The following is a 17,687-nucleotide window of genomic DNA, read 5'->3' on the forward strand; positions in this document are numbered from 1 at the left end:
GTGCTGTGTGCCGTCGCGCCGGTATTCGAGATGACTGCGAGCTCTCTTGCGCTGTGCCCGCGCCGCGCGCCGGCCGGGGCTCAGGCGCCGTGCGGCGATCGCTGCTCGGCGTCGCCCGTGAACGGGAATGCCTGCTGCTCGAGGGGCACCCGCCCCTTGCGCTTCGGCCGGCGCTGCGGCGCCTCGGGCTCGGCCGGCGTTGCCTCGATCGGCTCGGCGCAGCGCGGGCAGAGCGCCGGCGGAGCGTCGTCCGGCTCTGGCGCGGCGGGCGGGGGCGGCTCCGGCGCGGCGGCGGGCTGCGGGGGCGCGAGCGGCTCCGGCTCCTCCCGCTCGATCTCGGCGCGGCCGCGCGCGTGCTCGGCGGTGACCAGGGCCCGGAGGGCGCGGGCGGCGGCGCGGTGTTCGGCGGCGGCCCGGCGCAGGCGCGCCACGAGCTCGAGCGCCGCGCGCGTCGGCGCGTGGAAGCGGGCGCGCTCGCGGTGCGCGCAGCCGTCGTGCGCGCCGCCGCTGCTGCCGCAATCGACGCAGATCCGCTCGAGCGAGGGCGTCCCTCCCGCGGCGGAGAACGCCTCGTCCGCCGCGGTGTCGTCGGGCGGGATCGCGTCGACGGGTTCCTCGTCGAGCGGCAGGTCTTCGACGACGATGGCGGCGGCCTTGCGGGAGCGCATGCCTGTCGGCTAGCAGATGAATGAACGGATGTACAGTGCCTGGCTCGCCGTCGAATCCGGGATCGGCTCGCCGTAGCTCGCGCTCCAGCGCTCACTCCTTCCGCAAGAGCCCGTACTGGGCGAGCTTCCGGTACAGCGTCGTCCTCGGGATCCCGAGGCTCCGCGACACCTCGCACACGTTCCAGCGGGCGAGATCGAGCGCGGCGCGGATCCGCTCCGCCTCGGCGCCGCGGTAGTCCGCGCGCGACCGGGCCCGCGGCGCGGGCGCCGCCGCCGGCAGCTGGATGTCGGCGGGGCCGATCTCCGGGCCCGGCGCGAGCACGCACGCGCGCGAGAGGACGTTCTCGAGCTGCCTCACGTTGCCGGGCCAGCCGTACGACATGAGCCGCCGGAGCGCGCCCCGCGACAGCCGGAAGGCCGGGCGGCCCTGGCGCGCCGAGAGCTTCTCGACGATCGCCTGCGCGATCGCCGGGATGTCGTCCGGGCGCTCGCGGAGCGGCGGCAGGCGGATCTCGATGACGCTGACCCGGTAGTAGAGATCCTCGCGAAAGCGCCCCTGCGCGACCTCCTCCCGCAGATCCCGGTTCGTCGCGCAGACGACCCGCACGTCGGCGACGGGGACGCTCCGGTCCGACCCCACCGGGCGGATCGAGCGCTCCTGGAGCGCGCGGAGCAGCTTCGCCTGCACGCCGACCGGCGTCTCCCCGAGCTCGTCGAGGAACAGCGTGCCGCCCCGCGCCGACTGGAACAGGCCGCCGTGGTCCCGGACGGCGCCGGTGAAGGCGCCCTTCACGTGGCCGAAGAGCTCCGACTCGAGCAGCGCCTCGGGCAGCGCGGCGCAGTTGACCGCCACGAACGGCCCGCCCCGCCGTGGTCCGCCCGCGTGGATGGCGCGCGCGACGAGCTCCTTGCCGGTGCCGCTCTCGCCCGTCACCGTCACCGTCACGTCGCTCTCCGCCACGCGCTCGCAGAGCGCGAGCACGGCGCGCATCGGGGCGCTCCTCCCCGCGATCTCCGGGAAGTCGCGGCGCGCGTCCGCGCGGGTCCGCTCGAGCTCGTGCGAGAGCCGCTCGATCTCGTCCGCCTGCGAGCGCATGAGCTCCGCGACCCGGCGCTGCTCCTCCTCGAGGGCCCGGGTGCGCTCCCTGAGCTCGTCCATCAGCCGGCCGTTGTGCAGCGCGACCGCGATCTGGTCCGCGAAGGCGCCGAGCAGATCCGCGTCGCCCTCCGCGAACTTGCCGCGCTGGAACCGGTTGTCGAGGTAGACGGCGCCGAGCACCGCGCCGTGCGCGCGGATCGGCACGCACACGATCGACCGGAGCCGCAGGGCGTGCACCGACGCGCTCCCGTGGAACCGCGCGTCGGCCAGCGCGTCGACCGTGAGCACCGCCTCGCCGCGCTCGACCACCCGCTTGGCGATCCCGTGGCTGAACTTGAGCTGGCTCTTGCCGACGCGCTCGCGATCGAGGTTCCGCGCGACCGCGACCTCGAGCCTGACCTTCCCTTGCCGCCCGGGGGAATCGGACGGGTCGCGCGGATCGCGTGGATCGCGCGACGTGAGGATCACGAACCCCCGCTCGGCGCCGGTCAGCTCGATGGCCGCGTCCATGGCGAGGCGGAGCACCTCCTCGGCGTCGAGCGTCGAGCTCAGGCGCCGGTTGATCTCGAGGAGCTTCATCACGAGCTCCATGCGGGCCGCCGGCCGCGCGGGACCGCCGCGGAGCGCGGCCCGCCGGGGGTGCCGCCAGAAGACCTCGGCGAGCTCCGCCGGGAGCGTGCTCCCGATGCGCTCCCAGCACTCGATCGCGGCCGTGCGGTGCCGCTCGGCCAGCGCCGTCGCCGACCGCTGGCGGAGCGCCTCGGCGGACACCTCCTCGTGCTTCGCGTGGAGCTCGAGCTGCGCGACCTGCGCCACGAGGCCCGCGCCCCGCTGCACCTGCTCCAGGGCCGCGCCCGGGTCGCCGAGGGAGAGCGCGAGCTCCGCGCCCGCCGTCGCGTGGCGCAGCGCGAGGTCCGCCGCGTCGATCTCCCGGAGCAGCGCCGCGGCCTCGGCCAGCCGGGCGCCGGCCGCGGCGCTGTCGCGCGCCGCGAGCGCGACCTCGGCGGCGTGGAGGGTCGCCTCGCACGCCTCGCGCTTCGAGCCGCGCGCCGCGTGGCCCGCGCGGGCCTCGTCGAGCAGCCGCGCCGCCTCGCCGAGCGCGCCGCGCGCCGCCGCGATCTCCGCGGCGAGCCCGAGCGCCGCCGCGGCGATCTCCTCGGGGACCTTCGCGCCCTCGGGCGCGCGCAGGCGCGCGAGGCCGAGCTCGGCCCGGTCGAGCAGGCCGACGTCCGCGTGGATCTTGGCCAGGTTGAAGCGCAGGGTGGCCTCGGTCCGCTCCTTGGCGAAGGCGATCGCCGCCCGCAGCCCGCGCTCGTAGCAGCGCAGCGCCGCGCCCCAGTCGCCGAGCTGGTGCCGCGCCGTCCCCAGGTTCAGCGCGGCGGTCGCGAGCAGGTCGCCGAGGCCCTCCGCCTCGGCCAGGTCGAGCGCCTCCTGGAACCCGCGCGCCGCGAGGGCCGCGTCCCCGGCGCGGTAGGCGTGGAGCGCGTGGTAGCTGAGCGTGCGGGCGCGGGCGCGGGGCGAGTCCGACGCGGGCCGCAGCGCGACGGCGCGCGCGAGGCTCTGGAGGGCGCCCTGCTGGTCGCCGAGGTAGCCGAGCGCGAGGCCCAGCGTCTCGGCGAGCTCCGCCGCGGCCGAGGCGTCGGCGCGGCCCGCCGCGAGGTCGCCGCCGTCGGCCGCCGCGAGGTCGCCGCCGCCGTCGGCCGCCGCGAGGGCGCCCTGCGCCTCGCGCCGCGCCTCGTCGTAGCGGCCGAGGCGCAGCAGGCAGCGCGCCGAGAGGCTCGCGAGCCGCCCGCCCGCGGGCCCGGGCTCGAGCGCCCGCGCGCGCTCGATCCGCCCGAGCGCCCGCTCGACCTTGCCGAGCTTCTCGTCGCAGCGCGCCGCCCGGTACGAGAGCTCGGCGACGACGTCGCGCGGCGGCCGCGCGCGCCTCGCCCGGGCGAGCAGCGACAGCGCGCGCCTCGGATCGCCGGCCGCCTCGAGCGCGGACGCGGCGGCCACGAGCGTCCGCGGCGCCGGCTGCACCGCGCAGGCGGCGTCCGCCGCGCGCACCCAGGCGCGCGGCGCCCACTCGAACATCGGCTCGGACGCGGCGAGCGCCCGCCGCGCGGCCTCGTGGTCGCCCGCGAAGACGAGCGCCCTCGCCCGGTCCGCGGCGCGCTGGCTGCGGAGCGCCGGGGCGAGCGCCGCCTCGCCCTCGCCGGCGAGGTGGGCCGCCATCGCCGCCGCGACCTCGCGCACGACGCCCGCGTCGAGCGCGGCCAGGAGCGCCCGCGCCTGCCCGGGCTGGCCGAGGCGGAACCCCTCGCCGTCGAGCCGCGCGAGCCCCGCCGCCTCGAGCGCGTCGAGCGCCGCGCGCCCCACGCCGAGCGCCGCGGCGGCCTCGGGCCCGAGCGGATCCGCCACGGCGAGCGCGGCGAGGGCGCGCGCCTCCTCGGGGGCGAGCGCGGCCACGCGCCGGCGAAAGAGCTCCGGCGTGGTCATCGTGGTCACGAAGCGATCGAGCTCCGCCTCGCTCAGCCTGCGCTGCCCGAGCGCGGCGCAGAGCTCCTTGAGCGCGCGCGGGCGGCCGCCGCTCGCGCGGAGGAGATCCGACACGCGCGCCGCCGTGGCCAGGGGCGCCGTCCACACCCGGACCGCCGCCTCGCCGAGCGGGCCGAGCGGGAGCTCGACGACCGCGCCGCCGCCCACGTCGAGCCGCTCGGCGGAGGCGATGAGCCAGAGGAGGGCGTCGGTCGGCGCGGCCGATCGCACGAGCGCCTCGAGCAGCGCCCGGTCGTGCGGCCGCAGCCGATCGGCGTCGTCGATGGCGAGCACGAGCGGCCGGTGCGGCGCGTCGCTCGCGACCGGGCCGCGCGGGCTCTCGGGCGCGCGCGCGGCGTCGCCGGGGCGCCCGCGCCCGCCCGCGAGCTCGCCGCGGGCGGCGAGCAGCGCGTCGACGCCGGCCGGGAGCGCGGCGCGGCCGAGCGCGCGGAGCAGCAGCGCGCGGAGCGGATCCTCGCCGCGGGGCGCGCCCTCGAAGACCGGCGCGCTGAGCTGCGCGCGCCACTTGAGCTCGCGGAACAGCCGCGACTTGCCGGCGCCCTCGTCGCCCGTGATCACCACGGCGCGCGGCCCGCGCTCGCCGCGGAGCAGCGCCGCGAGCGCCGCGCCGAACGCCTCGACCTCGCGCCCCCGGCCGACGATCTCGCCCGGCTCGCTCACGACGGCGGGCGCGCGCCGCGGCGCCCCGCCGGCGGAGAGGGCCTCCAGCACCTCGTCGACGCCGGAGGGTCGGCTGGCCGGGTCCTCCGCGGTGAGCCGCTCGGCGAGGCGGCGCAGGGCCGCGGGCGGCGCCCCGGCGAGGAGCGGGAACAGGGCCTCGAGCGTCCGCCCCACGGCGAAGAGATCCGAGCGCGCGCTCGGCGGGGCGCCCCGGAGGAGCTCCGGCGCGAAGAACCGCGCCGTGCCCGAGAGGTCTCCCGCCTCGGCGCGCATCCTCCGCGCCGCGCTGAGATCGATGAGCACGCCCGCGCCGTCGTCCCGCACGAGGACGTTCTCGGGCTTGAAGTCGCCGTGGACGATGCCCGCGCCGTGGAGCCACCCGAGCGCGTCGAGCGCGTCGAGCAGGACGGGCAGGGCCGCGGGAAGGGCGCGCCCCCGCGCGTGCTCGGCGAGCGTCCGGCCCCGGATGAGCTCCGTCGTGGCGTACGTGAGCGGCGCGCCCCCGCGCGTCGTCCGGGCGAAGTCGTACGCGCGCGGCAGGCGCGGGTGAGCGCACGCCGAGAGCAGCGAGAACTCCCGCCGGAACGCCTCGGCCGCGCCCGCGGAGTCGAAGCGCAGCGCCTTCAGCGCGACGTCGCGCTCGAAGAGCCGGTCGCGCGCCTCGACCACCGAGCCGAGCCCGCCGCGCCCGAGCGCGCGCACGACCTCGTAGCGGCCGTCGACCATCGCGCCTGGCGCAAGGCCACCCTGTACCATCGGTACATTATGGTACAGAATGGTACAGGCAGGGAGCCGCGATGCCCGGGAACCGCCGCGGGGCGCGCTGGCACGGCGGTTGAACAGGACACCGTTCGACAGGATGGTGGCTTGATGCGCTGGCTCGCGGTTCTTCTCGTTGCGTGCGTCGCCGGGTGCGGGGTGAACCCGATCCCGGAGCCGCCCTCCGCGCCTGCGCTCGCGGGGGACGTCGTCGGCGCGATGTGCGACGAGTGCGACGGCGCGCTGATGGATGTCACCGGCGGGCCCGGGAGCGTGGAGGGCGCCGATCTCGTCTGGGCGGTGAACCTCGACCGGGCCGTGGCGCCCGTGGTCGCGCCGGTCGAGGAGGACGGGAGCTTCGCGCTCCAGATCGACGCCATCCGCGGGCACGAGCTGCGCCTCCAGGCGCGGCGCGGCGCGGCCCGCTCCGCGCCGGCGGACCTCGTCGCGCGGAGCGGCGTCCTCGAGCCCGCGCCCCGGCCGCTGGCCGACTGCTTCCGGGTCGAGCCGGAGCTCGCCTTGCCCGAGCCCGCCGTCGGCGCCGTGTCCACCCGGACCCTCCCGCTCGTGCACACCTGCGCCGCGCCGCTCGCGATCGACGCGATCGCCCTGCGCGCGCCGGCGCCCGGGTACCTCCTCGAGGGCGCGACGGCGCCGGTGGTCCTCGAGGCCGGGGAGGTGACCGACCTCCGCGTGGTGCTCCAGCCGGTCGAGGACGAGACGCGCGAGGAGGTGCTGCTGATCGAGGTGTCTTCACCGGAGGTCTCCCGGAGGGCGGTGACGCTCTTCGTCAGCGACGCTCCCTGAGCCGGCTTGAACGCTCATCTCCTCCCGGGGCTCGAGGCGGGCCTCGAAGGGGAGGTGCATCTCCACGGATCAACCCTCTTGAAGAAAGATACGGAGACGAACATGCGAGTCTATGCCTTGTTGTTCCTTGCGGCCTCTTCGATAGTCGGACAGCTCGGGTGCGGCCCCTCGCCCGGCGGCGGCCCCTCGCCCGGCGGCGGCGGGAGCTGCCCTGATCCGGCGGATCCCGGCGTCCGCTATGTCTCTCACGATCCGGTGGAGTGCACGCTCATCGACTTCGCCTGCTCGCCGCCGGAGGAGTACTTCGGCGGCGAGTGCGGGTGCGGCTGCATCGGCCCGGAGCCGGCGTCCTGCCCGGATCCGCGCGATCCCGGCGTCCGCTATGTCTCTCATGATCCGGTGGAGTGCACGCTCATCGACTTCGCTTGCTCGCCGCCGGAGGAGTACTTCGGCGGCGAGTGCGGGTGCGGCTGCATCGACCCCGAGCCGGCGACCTGCCCGGACCCGAGCGATCCGGGCGTCCGCTACGTGTCGCACGACATCGAGGAGTGCCACCTCATCGACTTCGTCTGTGCGGAGGGACAGACGCTCTTTTACGACGAGTGCGGGTGCGGCTGCGTCAGCCCCGAGACGGTCGTCTGTCCGGAGCCGGGCACCACGAACGTCCTCTATGTCTCTCACGATCCGGAAGAGTGCATGCTCCTCGACTTCGCGTGCTCGCCGCCGGAGAGGCTCTTCACCAACGCGTGCGGGTGCGGCTGCATCGGCCCGGAGCTCCCTGTCGGCCACGCCCCCTGAGGCGTGAGGGCGCGCCCCGCCGCGACGAGCTCCTCCGCCCGGTCTCGCGCCCTGCGTGGGGCTCCCCACAAACAACGAGCCTCGGCCGGCGTGCGCCCCCGCGTCGCGGAGGAGCCTCGGTGATATCCACCGCTCTGGTAGGGCCGTCCACGATGTTCTACATGCGCGCACGGGGGAGGACCGCGCCGGAACGAGGGGGCCCTGTCGCCGGCGTCGAAGTTGCCCAATCATTTCGTCGAGGTCGGTGATACGCTCTCCCGCTGGATGCGAGGGAGGACACGACCGGGATGAGCACGAGGCCTGTCGACCAGCGCACACGGAACGTGATCGGGCTCGCGTCGGTCTTCTTCGACAACTCCTTCAACGCCATGGTGTTCGCCGGCATGCACCGCGCGGCGCGGGAGCGCGGCTACGAGCTCCTCATGATCTACGGGGCTCCTGCGGCGGTCCGAGCGCGCGGGCTGGGCCTCGACCGGGTGGTCGGCTGGATCTCGATGTACACCATCGACGGCCTCGAGGAGCTGCTCTCCGACGGGAAGCCGGCCGTCATCTTCTGCGCGCCCCCGTTCGGCCCGGGGTACCCGATCGTCCGGGCGGAGAACCACGACTCGATTCACCGGCTCGTCGATCACCTCGTCGGCCTCGGCCATCGCCGGATCGCCTACATCGGCAAATCGACATCGGACGACTTCGTCGAGCGGGGCAAGGCGTTCGATGAGGCGATGAGGGCGCGCGGGCTCTCGGCGGAGCTCAACCTGCTCTCCGAGTTCCACGAGTGCACCATGTTCTACACCGAGCGCCGACTGCGGGAGTTCCTCGAGCGCGACGGCAAGTTCTGCACCGCGCTCGTGGCGGGAAACGACGAGATGGCGATGGGCGCCATCCACGCGATCCAGGCGCACGGCTACCGCGTGCCCGAGGACATCGCGGTGGTGGGGTTCGACGACGTCAGCGTCGCCCAGCACTGCGACCCGCCGCTCACCACGATGCGGCAGGACCCCGCGCTGCTCGGGAGGATCGCCGTCGAGCGGATCGTCGACCTCATCCGCGGCATCCCGCCGCCGGAGCCCGTGACCCGCGGCTCGGCCGAGCTGGTGGTGCGGCGCTCGTGCGGCAGCGCCGCGTGGGACGCCGCGCCGCCCGCGCTGGAGCTCGACGACGCGGGCGGCGACTGGCGGCGCGGGCTGTCCCGGCAGCTGAGCCGTCTGGTCGAGGGGCCGGCGCCGTCGCCGCGCTTCCTGGTCTGGCCCGAGGCCGAGGTGATCGCGCGCGGCCTCGGCGCGGCGCTCGCCGGGGCGGAGCCTCCGGACGTGGGGACGCTCGAGCGCGCCTTCGCCCCCGCGGTCGCGCACAGCGGCAGGATCGAGGTCCTCCTCGCGGCGGTGATGCTGGTCGAGGAGGCCGCCGCGCGGCAGCTCGGCAACGCGCCGGATCCGGGCGCGGCGCGGCGAGCGCAGGCCTTCCTCGGCCGCGTGCGCCTCGCGCAGCAGCGGGCCCTCGTGACGTCGGAGCGGAGCAGCGTGCAGAGCCTCGAGCGGCTGATCCGCGCCAACATGGAGATGAGCAGGCTCCTCGCCTCGAAGCAGGCGCGGGCCGACGAGCGCCTCGCGTGGCTGCGGCAGACCTCCGTGCGCGTCGGGTGCCTCGCGCTCTGGGCCGACGACCCGGGTCCGGGCGGGCGAGCGGTCGTCATCGACAGCGTGTACACCGACGATCCGGCCGTGGCCGCGCTCGTGGGGCGCCGCGTCCCGGCCGGCCAGTTTCCGCCGCCCGAGCTGCTCGACGCCGCGAAGCCCGACGAGGCGGGCGGCCATTGCGTGATGATCCCGATCGCGACCGCGCGGCGCGACTGGGGCACGCTGGTGCTCGGCGGGCTGCACACCGAGAGCTTCGCGGACAACCTCCAGCCGCTGGCCATGTGGGTGTCGCTCCTCGTCGCGGCGTTCGAGCGCCACGAAATCGAGACCGCGCTGCAGGAGGAGCGCGACATGCTGGCCGCCGCCTACGAGCGCGAGCGCGCGCTCGCGAGCACGGTGCGGGAGCTCGGCTGTCCCGTCATCCCCCTCTTGCCTGGGGTGCTGCTCATCTCGCTGATCGGCGCCATCGACGCGGCGAGGGCGCAGCAGATCCTCGAGGCCGTGCTCTCGGGCGTCGCGCGGGAGCGCGCGCGGTGGGTGCTGCTCGACCTGACCGGCGTGCCGCTCGTCGACGAGGCGACCGCGGCGGCCCTGGCGCAGACGGCGCAGGCCACACGGCTGCTCGGAGCCCGCGTGAGCCTCGTCGGCGTGGGGCCCACGATGGCGCAGCGCATGGTCAGCCTCGGCATCGAGCTGCGCGACATCGCCGTCTTCCAGTCGCTCGCCGCCGCGATCCGCCAGCTCACCCGGGCGGGGCGGTGACCGGGCGGACGGGGTCGGGCTGCCGGGCGTCGCCGGCGAAGATGCCGTGTCCCGCCGCGCGGCACATGATATCTCTCAGCGGTGGTTCATCGGGGGTGAGAGCGGGTGGAGATGGGGAATAGCGTGCGCGGCGATCATGCATTCACGGCCGAGGGCCTCGTCGGCGCGTCGTTCGAGCTGACCTTCGCGGGCGCGCTGTCGTTCCTGCGCCGGAAGTACTCGCGCGATCTGACGGGCGTGGACGTCGCGGTGACGGGGTTGCCGCTCGACACGGCGACGACGAACCGGCCCGGCGCGCGCTTCGGTCCGCGCGCCGTGCGGGAGGCGTCGGCCCTGCTCTCGTTCGAAGGCCGCCCTTACGGCGCCGCGGTCAGCCCGCTCGATCAGCTGGCCATCGTCGATTACGGCGACTGCCAGTGGGATTTCGGCAGGCCGCTCGAGGTGCCTTCCGCGATCGAGGCCCACATCGCGGGCATCCTCCGCGGCGGGGCCGCGCCGCTGTCGATCGGCGGCGACCACTTCGTCACGCTGCCCGCGCTGAGGGCGGTCGCCAAGCAGCACGGCACGCTCTCGCTGATCCACTTCGACGCCCACTCGGACACGTGGAGCGTCGGCGACGACGACGGCAGGATCGATCACGGCACGATGTTCCTCCACGCCGCGCGAGAGGGCATCGTCGATCCGGCCCGCTCGGTGCAGATCGGGATTCGCACCTTCAATCCGGACACGCACGGATTCCAGATCCTCGACGCGCCCTGGGTGCACCGGAACGGCGCCGCGGCCGTGGTCCAGCGTGTCCGGGAGCTGGTCGAGGGGCGCAAGGTCTATGTCACGTTCGACGTGGACTGCCTCGATCCCAGCTTCGCGCCGGGCACCGGCACGCCCGTCTGCGGTGGGCTCAGCACCGCGACCGCCATCGAGATCCTGCGCGGGCTCGCGGGCGTGGACGTCGTCGGCGCGGATGTCGTCGAGGTCGCGCCCGCCTACGACACCGCGGGGATCACCGCGCTGGCCGGGGCGACCATCGCCTACGAGCACCTCGTCCTCTACGCGAGCCGGCCGGGCGCCCCCGCGGCGCGCGCCCGCACCGACGCGTCACGCGCCCGGTAACGCCGTGGGGCCGCGCCCTCTCCGGGAGCCGCCGAGCTGCCAGGTTTGCAAGCGCCGATCTCAGGAGTGAAAGACAGCGAGCGCCGTCCGCGAGCAGGATCCCGCGAAACTCGCATGGACGGACTTGGCCCGCATCCTGCTAGTATGGACAGAGCAGAGCGCCTGTGACGGCTTCCCCCCCCCCGCCGTCGAGCAGGCGCTCTGTTTTTTTTGCCCTGCCGGACGATGGCAGTCGGTCGAGCAGGAAGGCGGGGAGGTGGGAGGAACGAGCGACGACCTCCCGCCCCCCTCCGGCGTTCGTGGGGCGCTGTTTCCTGGCGCGTGCGATCGCGCCCGGGTCGCTCAGGTCGCGCCCAGGAACGCTCGGATCGCCGCGAGCGCTTCCGCGCGCGCGTCGGCGAGCACGGCGTGCCCGGCGTGGGGGAAATGCCTCGCCTGGACGAGCTCCCCGGGCAGCGCCGCCACGAGATCGCGCGCGTCCGCGCTGGTCGCGAACGGGTCGAGATCGCCGGACAGCACGAGGGTAGGGCAGCGGACGCGCGCGAGATCCGCGCGCAGGTCGTAGGTCTGCATCTCGCCCCCGACGAAGTAGCCGCCGACGTCGAGGTGGATGACGGCGCGCTGGAGCGCTCCTTCGTCCGCTGGCGTCTGTCGGTAGAGCGGGAAGCACACGCGGATGTAGTCGTGGAAATTGGGCATCGGGTCCGCGAAGAACCGCCGGGCGATGTCCGCAGCACGCGCGCCCCCGAGCCGCTCGAACACCGGCAGCATGCGATCGAGGCGCAGCTTCGCGGTCGTGCTCGTCAGGATGAGCTTGCCGGGGTGATCGGGATACCGCGCCGCGTACGCCTGGGCCACCATGCCGCCGAACGAGTTTCCCAGCACCACGGGCCGCTGGATCTCCAGCGCGTCGCAGAACGCCCGCACGTCGTCCGCCCACGTCGCGAGGTTCCACCGCTCGGGCCCGCTGCGATCGCTGCGCCCGCAGCCGCGGTGGTCGAGGTAGACGACCTGCGCCACCTCGGCGAGCGCCGAGCCGAAGGGCCGAAAATCGGTGTGATCGACGCCTGGCCCGCCGTGCAGCAGGATCACCGTGGGGCGCTCGCGCATCCCGGGCCCGTCGGGGACGAGCTTCGTCCCTTCCACCTCGAAGAACAGCCGGACGTCGCCTGCCTGGACTCTCATCGTGATCCATTGAAATCACAGACGGGCGCTCAGTTCCAGCGCCGGGCGCCGCGCAGATCCGCGCCACGTGAGGCAGATCGCCTCGTGTCGCGCCGGCGGGAGCGGCCCGCCGCCAGCGTGTCGTGGGGCTGAGCTCGCCGCGCCGCTACCTGGACAAGGCCGGGAGCACGCGCGCGCCGAAGGCGTCGATGAAGGCCTGTTGATCCAGGGCCACGTTGTGCACGTAGATGGTGTCGAAGCCGAGCTCCGCGTCCTCGCGCAGCCACGCGGCGTGTTGGGCGACGTCGGAGGAGACGCGCACCTGCGCGGCCACGTCCTCGGGTCGCACGAAGGAGGCCGCCGCGTCGAAATGCTCGGGCGCCATCAGGCTCGCGAGGAGCCTCGACGGGAGCACGTTGGTCCGCCATTGCTCGTGGGCCTCACGGAGCGCGGTCCCCTCGTCGGCGTCGTAGGCGATCTTCGTTTGCAGCACCATGGGCTTGCCCTCGCCGCCGCCCTCGCGGAAGCGGCGCACCACCTCGCGCATCTGCTCGTTGGCCTGCGAGACGGTGATCAGCCCGTCGGCCCACCGGCCCACCCGCGCCGCGGTGGCCGGCGAGATCGCCGCGCCGAGGAGGAGCGGCGGCGCCGCTGGCCGCGTGTAGAGCTTCGCGCCCTCCACGACGACGCGGCCCCGGTGCGTCACGGTCTCGCCGCGCCACAGGGCGCGGAGGACCTCGGCGCACTCCTCCAGCCGCGCGGTCCGCTCGGCGTGATCGGGCCACTTCTCCCCGGTGATATGCTCGTTCAGCGCCTCCCCGCTCCCGATGGAGAGCCAGAAGCGGCCCGGGTACATCTCGGCCAGCGTGGCGGCCGCCTGCGCGATCACCGCCGGGTGGTAGCGGTATCCGGGGGCGCACACCGTCCCGAACGACAGCGACGTGGCCTCGAGCGCCGCGCCGAGCCACGCCCACGCAAAGCCGCTCTCGCCCTGTCGTTCACTCCATGGGTGGAAGTGGTCCGAGCACATGGCCGCCGCGAACCCGGCCTGTTCGGCGTGGCGCACGTGCCGGAGCAGAGCCGAGGGGGCGAGCTGTTCGTGGGAGGCGTGATAGCCGATCGCGAGCTTCCGCATGGGTCCGCTGGGCTCCTTGTCGCGCGCCGGTGCTGGCGGTGATCCGCGGCGACCAGCAATCGGCGCGCCAGGGGGCCGGCGGCGACCCGGGGCCGCTCGTCCGCCGCGCGGTTGTCGCGCGGGCGTCGCGCGTCACTCGATCAGGAGATCGGCGGCGGCGAGCGCGACGGCCTGGGTCAGCCGCCGCATGTAGTCCCAGTTGAGCTGAGCTACCGTGTCGCAGCGCGCGTGGTAGCAGGGATTGCCGTCGTCGCCGAAGAAGTTCTGCGACACGGCCACGGAGGGCGTGCCGTAGCGCCAGAACGCCGCGTGATCGCTGCGGTTCGTGCACGCGTCGACCCGGCTCAGGCCGAGCTCGCCGCGCGTCGCGGCCGCCTCGACCAGCGCGCCGAGCTCGGACGACGTGTTCTCGTTGCAGTGGATGGCGTGATAGCGCCCGTCGTCGTTGGAGTCGTATCCGGTCATCTCGAGATCCAGGACGCCGACCACCTGGTCGAGCTGCCCGTTCTGGTCGAGCATGCGCGCGTAGGCCTTCGAGCCGAGGAGGCCGGTCTCTTCTTGATCGAAGGCGACGACGCGGAGGCCGATGCTCAGGCGCGCGTCCTTGAGCGCGCGGGCGATGGCGAGCGACGACACGACGCCGGAGCCGTCGTCGTCGGCGCCGGCGTTGCTGACCGAGTCGTAGTGGGCCGAGAGGATGAGGACGCGCGACGGATCGGCCCCGGGCTTGTCCGCCGTCACGTTGACGCCCTGGCTCCAGCCGCTTCGATAGGGGTGCTCTTGCACGGTGAACCCCAGCGCCTCGTACTGCTGGCGCAGCCAGGCGCGGGCGAGGGATCGCCCGCTCTCGGAGCCGCGCTCGCGGAGGGTGACCGTCCGGCCGCCGAGGGTCACGGGCGCGGCGCCGGAGAGCTCTTTGAGGCGCGCCTCGAGGAACTCGGCGTCGATGCGGACGTCGGCGGCCTCGCCCTCGAACGCCGCGCGCCTCCCGGCCGGAGCGGGGGCCCCCTGCCGGCCGCGCGCGCCCGACAGGACCACTTCGGTCTCCGCGATCGGCTCGGTGTGGTAGCGGTGCGAGCCGAGCCAGCCGTGGGGCTCCCGGCCAGCGGGGATGGCGACCACGGCGATCCCGCCGACGCGCGCGCGTTCGCCCGGCAGGGGCGCGGCGGGCAGGGGCCCTTCGACGAGGTGCAGCGAGGCGCCGGGCTCTTCCCCGAGCGCGACGCTCTGCCGGGCGCCATCGACGGTGGCGCGGGTCACGACGACCTGGCCGTCTGTCGTGGCGAGGCGATTCAAGAACGTCGTGACGGTGTCCTTGCCCACGAGCGAGACGTGGAGCTGTTCAGCTGCTGGCGCGCTCGGATCTCCGGCAGCGCACGAGGCCGAGACCAGCCCGAGGACGGCACATCCAGCGGCGGTGGCCCAGGAGCGATTGCGGCGTGTAGCCATGGTGTCTTCCCCTTTTGGGGCCACCCTACGGATCTCATCTCGAGAAACCAAGAAATATCTCGCGATGAGGTCGACGCCGACTCACGTCGCCTCGGATGCATGGCAGGATACAAACGCGATCGGATTGAGATATGGAGTCACGGCTCAGCTCGTTGGGCCGGAGGGCGTGCATGCCGGAGGACCTGCATGAAAGAGGCAGGCCATCGGGCTCGGCGCTGGCGGATGGCACAGGGCTCCGTGTTGCGGATCTCGGGTTCACGAGAGACGCTGAGTGGAGAAGGAATACGAAACGAACGCTTGGAGAACGTCAAACCCGGCTGCGCGGCCTGCCCGCGTCGACAGCGCCACCCCTCGGCGCGCTCCGTCCCTCCTGGAAGTGTGACGTCGCGTCAGCGGTTTGCCCACGCTTGACGTGCGCGACGGGCGAGCGTTCAATGGTAGGTGCGTTCCCGTTAATCGATCATGATAGCTCCAACGGAACGCGGAGGCGTCGCGTCACCTGAAGCGAGGGTAAGACGAATGAGAGCCCAGAACGACGAAGTTGTCATCGATATTTTTGAATACGCGTCATTGGAGGAGGTGTTGGCTGCGCGGAGGCCGAGTGAGTCATATAGAGACTTGAGACAACGTCTGACAGGCAGTTGCACGGACCAGAGGATGGTCCAGCGGCTGGACCTCCTTGGGTATACTGAGGAATTCGTGACCCGGATGGACGACGCTGCGCGGGAACGACGGGAGATGTTTCGCGAGGAGGAGGAGAAGGAGCGAGCTAAGTCGCTCCTTCAGCGCGCGGTTGAAGGCAAATGTATTGTTTCCTGAGGACGGTGAGAGCGCGGTAGAGCGCTAGGGAGCGCCTACCTTCGGCGCCGCGGAAGCCGCCGGCGCCGCCGCTCCCGCGTCCGCCGCAGCCTCCGTCGGCGCCGCGATCGCGCCCGCCGCCCCGGCCGGGGCGCCGTCGCGCAGCGCGAGCTGACCGCGGCGGCAGGTGTCGATGGCGGACGCCAGGATCCGCATCGCCTCCTGGGGCGCGTGGAAGCCGGACGAGTTCTCGGCCTCGGCGAAGTCGACGAAGAACTGGCACTTCCGCTGCGCCGCGCGCGCCTCCGCGAGCGCCTCGTCCGCCATGCCCGCCTCCTTCGCGCGCCGGATGTCGCCGATCAGCTCGGTCACGGCGTCCATCGCGCGATCGCGCGTCTCGGCGTGGCGCCCCTGGATCGTCTCCACGCGCTGCCGGAGCTCGTCCTCGGGCCACTTGTGGCACGTCTGGCACGCCCGGTTGATGTTGAGGAGCGGGCTCTGGATGTGGTGATCGCTGACCTTCGCCGCCCCCACCCGCTGGTACGGCATGTGGCAGTCCGCGCAGGCGACGCCGGAGCGCGCGTGCACCCCCTGATTCCACATCTCGAACTCCGGGTGCTGCGCCTTCAGCACCTTCGCGCCCGACTCCGCGTGCGTCCAGTCCGCGTGGCCCGTCTCCTCGTAATAGGCGTAGATCTCGTCGACCTTGATGCCCTTGGCCCACGGATACACGAGGCGCTTCTCCGGACCCTTGAAGTAATACTCCACGTGGCACTGGCCGCAGACGTACGAGCGCATCTCCTGGCGCGTGGCCATCGTGTTGACGTCGTAGCCCTCCTCGCCCATCGACGCCTTGAGCGCGCGGATGCCCTCGAGGAACCCGGGCCGCGTCACCCGGAGCTGCATCGACTCCGGGTCGTGGCAGTCGATGCACGACACCGGGTGCGTCACGAGCTTGCGCGCCTCGGGGAACGGCATCTGGTTCATCGCCTCCCAACCGCGCATGAGGTCGCCGCCGCCGAGCTTCTTGTACGGCACGTACACGGACGCGTGGCAATGGATGCAGGTGCCCGGCTGCTTCGTCGCGATCTGCCGCTCGGTGTACACCTGATCCTCGAGCATGTGAGCGTGCCCGCGCTCCTCGCGGAAGTCCCGCGCGAAGGCGTAGCCGGCCCACATCGTCTTCAGCCGCCCGTCCTCCTCGAGCTTCGACTGCGCGACCACGCTGCGCGGATCGGCCTCGGTCGGCGTGCGCGGCACGGCCTCGCTCCCGCCGTAGCGCGTCCGCTTCTGGTCGACCGTCCGCCGGTAGCCGTCGTACTGGATGGGGAAGTTCTTCCCCCAGACCGCGGGGTCTTCTATCGTGTCGTCAAGCTCGACGACGCGATAGAACGGGCTCTTCGCCTCCTGCTTGTGCTCGAAGATGTTCACGAGCAGCGCCGCGGTCCCCGCGCTCGCGGCCGCCGCCGCGACCGTGATGAGCGGCAGGTAGCGCTGGAACGCCGGCTTCTTCGCGCTCTCGGTCGTGGATCGTTCGTCCTTGGGCTCCGTCATCGTCTCCATCCCTCGAGCGGCGGGCGCGCCTCAGTGCAGGTGGCCCACCGATTCATGGCAGCGCACGCACGAGAGCCGGGGCGCGCCGCCGTGCTCGCTGTCGATCGCATGCACGACGTCGCCGTGACACCCGCGACAGGCCTCCTCCGTGATGCGCAGATTGCCGGGCTTGATCCGGATCGGGTCCGGGAAGCGGCCCGTGGTGAAGGCGAAGGAGTGCCAGAACCCGTTCGACGCCTTCGTGGCATATTTGCCCAGGAACGTGTGGGGCGCGTGACAGTCGTTGCATCCTGCCACTGCGCGATGGCTGGAGCGCTGCCACCCGTCGAACTGCTCGTTCATGATGTGGCAGTTGGCGCACGCCGAAGGATCGTTCTGCAGGTACGAGGCGCCCTTCGCGTAGAGGAACGTGTAGCCGCCGAGCCCGACCGCCGCGCCGAGCGCGACGCACAGCGCGAGCGGCAAGCCCCACGAGAGGATGCCGCGCGCGCGGCGCGCGCTCCCGCGGACCGGCGCGACCGGCGGTTCACCGCGCTGTTGTTCCTCGACCACGGGCCCCGGCGGATCGCTCATCGGTCGCGGCGCCGGTTTGCAAGGCAGGTGCCACCGCGCCGGCAGGGCGGTGATCGACAAGCCCGGCGGTGCAGCCCGGCGGCGCCGCGGGCGATGAACGGACTCGACATGACGGCTGACCGCTGCGCCGGGATCGGCGCGGTGAGGCGGCACCGCAGGTGACGAACCTGCAA

12 protein-coding genes are annotated in these 17,687 nt (G+C 73.6%); 5 read left to right on the forward strand and 7 right to left on the reverse strand.

The window, feature by feature from the left end:
* Window positions 1-80 precede the first annotated feature (80 nt).
* Entirely contained in the window at window positions 81-668 is a 588-nt protein-coding gene (locus tag WMF33_RS09400) for a hypothetical protein (RefSeq protein ID WP_437336831.1), read from the reverse strand.
* A gap of 91 nt (window positions 669-759) precedes the next feature.
* Window positions 760-5,724 carry a sigma 54-interacting transcriptional regulator gene (locus WMF33_RS09405; protein WP_437336832.1) on the reverse strand — a complete coding sequence of 1,655 codons (4,965 nt, stop codon included), beginning with the start codon at window positions 5,722-5,724 and terminating at the stop codon, window positions 760-762.
* A 114-nt stretch (window positions 5,725-5,838) separates the two neighbouring features.
* Between WMF33_RS09405 and WMF33_RS09410 the strand changes: the two genes are divergently transcribed.
* From WMF33_RS09410 to speB, 4 genes are all read left to right on the forward strand, one after another.
* The gene (locus tag WMF33_RS09410; protein WP_437336833.1) at window positions 5,839-6,534 is read left to right on the forward strand and encodes a hypothetical protein; all 696 of its coding nucleotides are present in this window, start codon (window positions 5,839-5,841) and stop codon (window positions 6,532-6,534) included.
* Window positions 6,535-6,636: 102 nt separating this feature from the next.
* On the forward strand, window positions 6,637-7,332 hold the full coding sequence (locus WMF33_RS09415) for a hypothetical protein (protein ID WP_437336834.1): 696 nt from the start codon (window positions 6,637-6,639) through the stop codon (window positions 7,330-7,332).
* 287 nt (window positions 7,333-7,619) lie between these two features.
* Complete coding sequence (locus WMF33_RS09420; protein WP_437336835.1) at window positions 7,620-9,731, forward strand: substrate-binding domain-containing protein; 2,112 nt, start codon at window positions 7,620-7,622, stop codon at window positions 9,729-9,731.
* Window positions 9,732-9,842: 111 nt separating this feature from the next.
* Window positions 9,843-10,841, forward strand: a complete 999-nt coding sequence (speB, locus tag WMF33_RS09425; protein WP_437336836.1) for an agmatinase — start codon at window positions 9,843-9,845, stop codon at window positions 10,839-10,841.
* Window positions 10,842-11,183: 342 nt separating this feature from the next.
* Here the strand turns inward: speB and WMF33_RS09430 are convergent, their stop codons facing one another.
* From WMF33_RS09430 to WMF33_RS09440, 3 genes are all read right to left on the reverse strand, one after another.
* On the reverse strand, window positions 11,184-12,026 hold the full coding sequence (locus tag WMF33_RS09430; protein ID WP_437336837.1) for an alpha/beta fold hydrolase: 843 nt from the start codon (window positions 12,024-12,026) through the stop codon (window positions 11,184-11,186).
* Between the two features lie 145 nt (window positions 12,027-12,171).
* The gene (locus WMF33_RS09435; protein WP_437336838.1) at window positions 12,172-13,140 is read right to left on the reverse strand and encodes a TIGR03885 family FMN-dependent LLM class oxidoreductase; all 969 of its coding nucleotides are present in this window, start codon (window positions 13,138-13,140) and stop codon (window positions 12,172-12,174) included.
* 132 nt (window positions 13,141-13,272) lie between these two features.
* Window positions 13,273-14,589, reverse strand: coding sequence for a M28 family metallopeptidase (locus WMF33_RS09440; RefSeq protein WP_437336839.1), 1,317 nt, complete (start codon window positions 14,587-14,589; stop codon window positions 13,273-13,275).
* 519 nt (window positions 14,590-15,108) lie between these two features.
* Here WMF33_RS09440 and WMF33_RS09445 point away from each other — a divergent pair.
* On the forward strand, window positions 15,109-15,408 hold the full coding sequence (locus WMF33_RS09445) for a hypothetical protein (protein ID WP_437336840.1): 300 nt from the start codon (window positions 15,109-15,111) through the stop codon (window positions 15,406-15,408).
* A 24-nt stretch (window positions 15,409-15,432) separates the two neighbouring features.
* Here the strand turns inward: WMF33_RS09445 and WMF33_RS09450 are convergent, their stop codons facing one another.
* Window positions 15,433-16,941: an ammonia-forming cytochrome c nitrite reductase subunit c552 gene (locus WMF33_RS09450; RefSeq protein WP_437336841.1), complete on the reverse strand. Its 1,509-nt coding sequence runs from the start codon at window positions 16,939-16,941 to the stop codon at window positions 15,433-15,435.
* 30 nt (window positions 16,942-16,971) lie between these two features.
* Window positions 16,972-17,514 carry a cytochrome c nitrite reductase small subunit gene (nrfH, locus tag WMF33_RS09455; RefSeq protein WP_437336842.1) on the reverse strand — a complete coding sequence of 181 codons (543 nt, stop codon included), beginning with the start codon at window positions 17,512-17,514 and terminating at the stop codon, window positions 16,972-16,974.
* Between the last annotated feature and the right edge of the window lie 173 nt (window positions 17,515-17,687).

This window comes from Sorangium sp. So ce394 (genome assembly GCF_051474665.1).
GTDB classification, from domain to species: domain Bacteria; phylum Myxococcota_A; class Polyangia; order Polyangiales; family Polyangiaceae; genus Sorangium; species Sorangium cellulosum_D.

What these genes read in the sequence shown, in the direction of transcription:
- WMF33_RS09420 (WP_437336835.1), top strand. Translation starts at nt 7,620, where the DNA reads ATGAGCACGAGGCCTGTCGACCAGCGCACACGGAACGTGATCGGGCTC.
- WMF33_RS09405 (WP_437336832.1), bottom strand. Translation starts at nt 5,724, where the DNA reads ATGGTACAGGGTGGCCTTGCGCCAGGCGCGATGGTCGACGGCCGCTAC.
- WMF33_RS09410 (WP_437336833.1), top strand. Translation starts at nt 5,839, where the DNA reads ATGCGCTGGCTCGCGGTTCTTCTCGTTGCGTGCGTCGCCGGGTGCGGG.
- WMF33_RS09440 (WP_437336839.1), bottom strand. Translation starts at nt 14,589, where the DNA reads ATGGCTACACGCCGCAATCGCTCCTGGGCCACCGCCGCTGGATGTGCC.
- WMF33_RS09415 (WP_437336834.1), top strand. Translation starts at nt 6,637, where the DNA reads ATGCGAGTCTATGCCTTGTTGTTCCTTGCGGCCTCTTCGATAGTCGGA.
- nrfH (WP_437336842.1), bottom strand. Translation starts at nt 17,514, where the DNA reads ATGAGCGATCCGCCGGGGCCCGTGGTCGAGGAACAACAGCGCGGTGAA.
- WMF33_RS09450 (WP_437336841.1), bottom strand. Translation starts at nt 16,941, where the DNA reads ATGACGGAGCCCAAGGACGAACGATCCACGACCGAGAGCGCGAAGAAG.
- WMF33_RS09435 (WP_437336838.1), bottom strand. Translation starts at nt 13,140, where the DNA reads ATGCGGAAGCTCGCGATCGGCTATCACGCCTCCCACGAACAGCTCGCC.
- WMF33_RS09445 (WP_437336840.1), top strand. Translation starts at nt 15,109, where the DNA reads ATGAGAGCCCAGAACGACGAAGTTGTCATCGATATTTTTGAATACGCG.
- speB (WP_437336836.1), top strand. Translation starts at nt 9,843, where the DNA reads ATGGGGAATAGCGTGCGCGGCGATCATGCATTCACGGCCGAGGGCCTC.
- WMF33_RS09430 (WP_437336837.1), bottom strand. Translation starts at nt 12,026, where the DNA reads ATGAGAGTCCAGGCAGGCGACGTCCGGCTGTTCTTCGAGGTGGAAGGG.
- WMF33_RS09400 (WP_437336831.1), bottom strand. Translation starts at nt 668, where the DNA reads ATGCGCTCCCGCAAGGCCGCCGCCATCGTCGTCGAAGACCTGCCGCTC.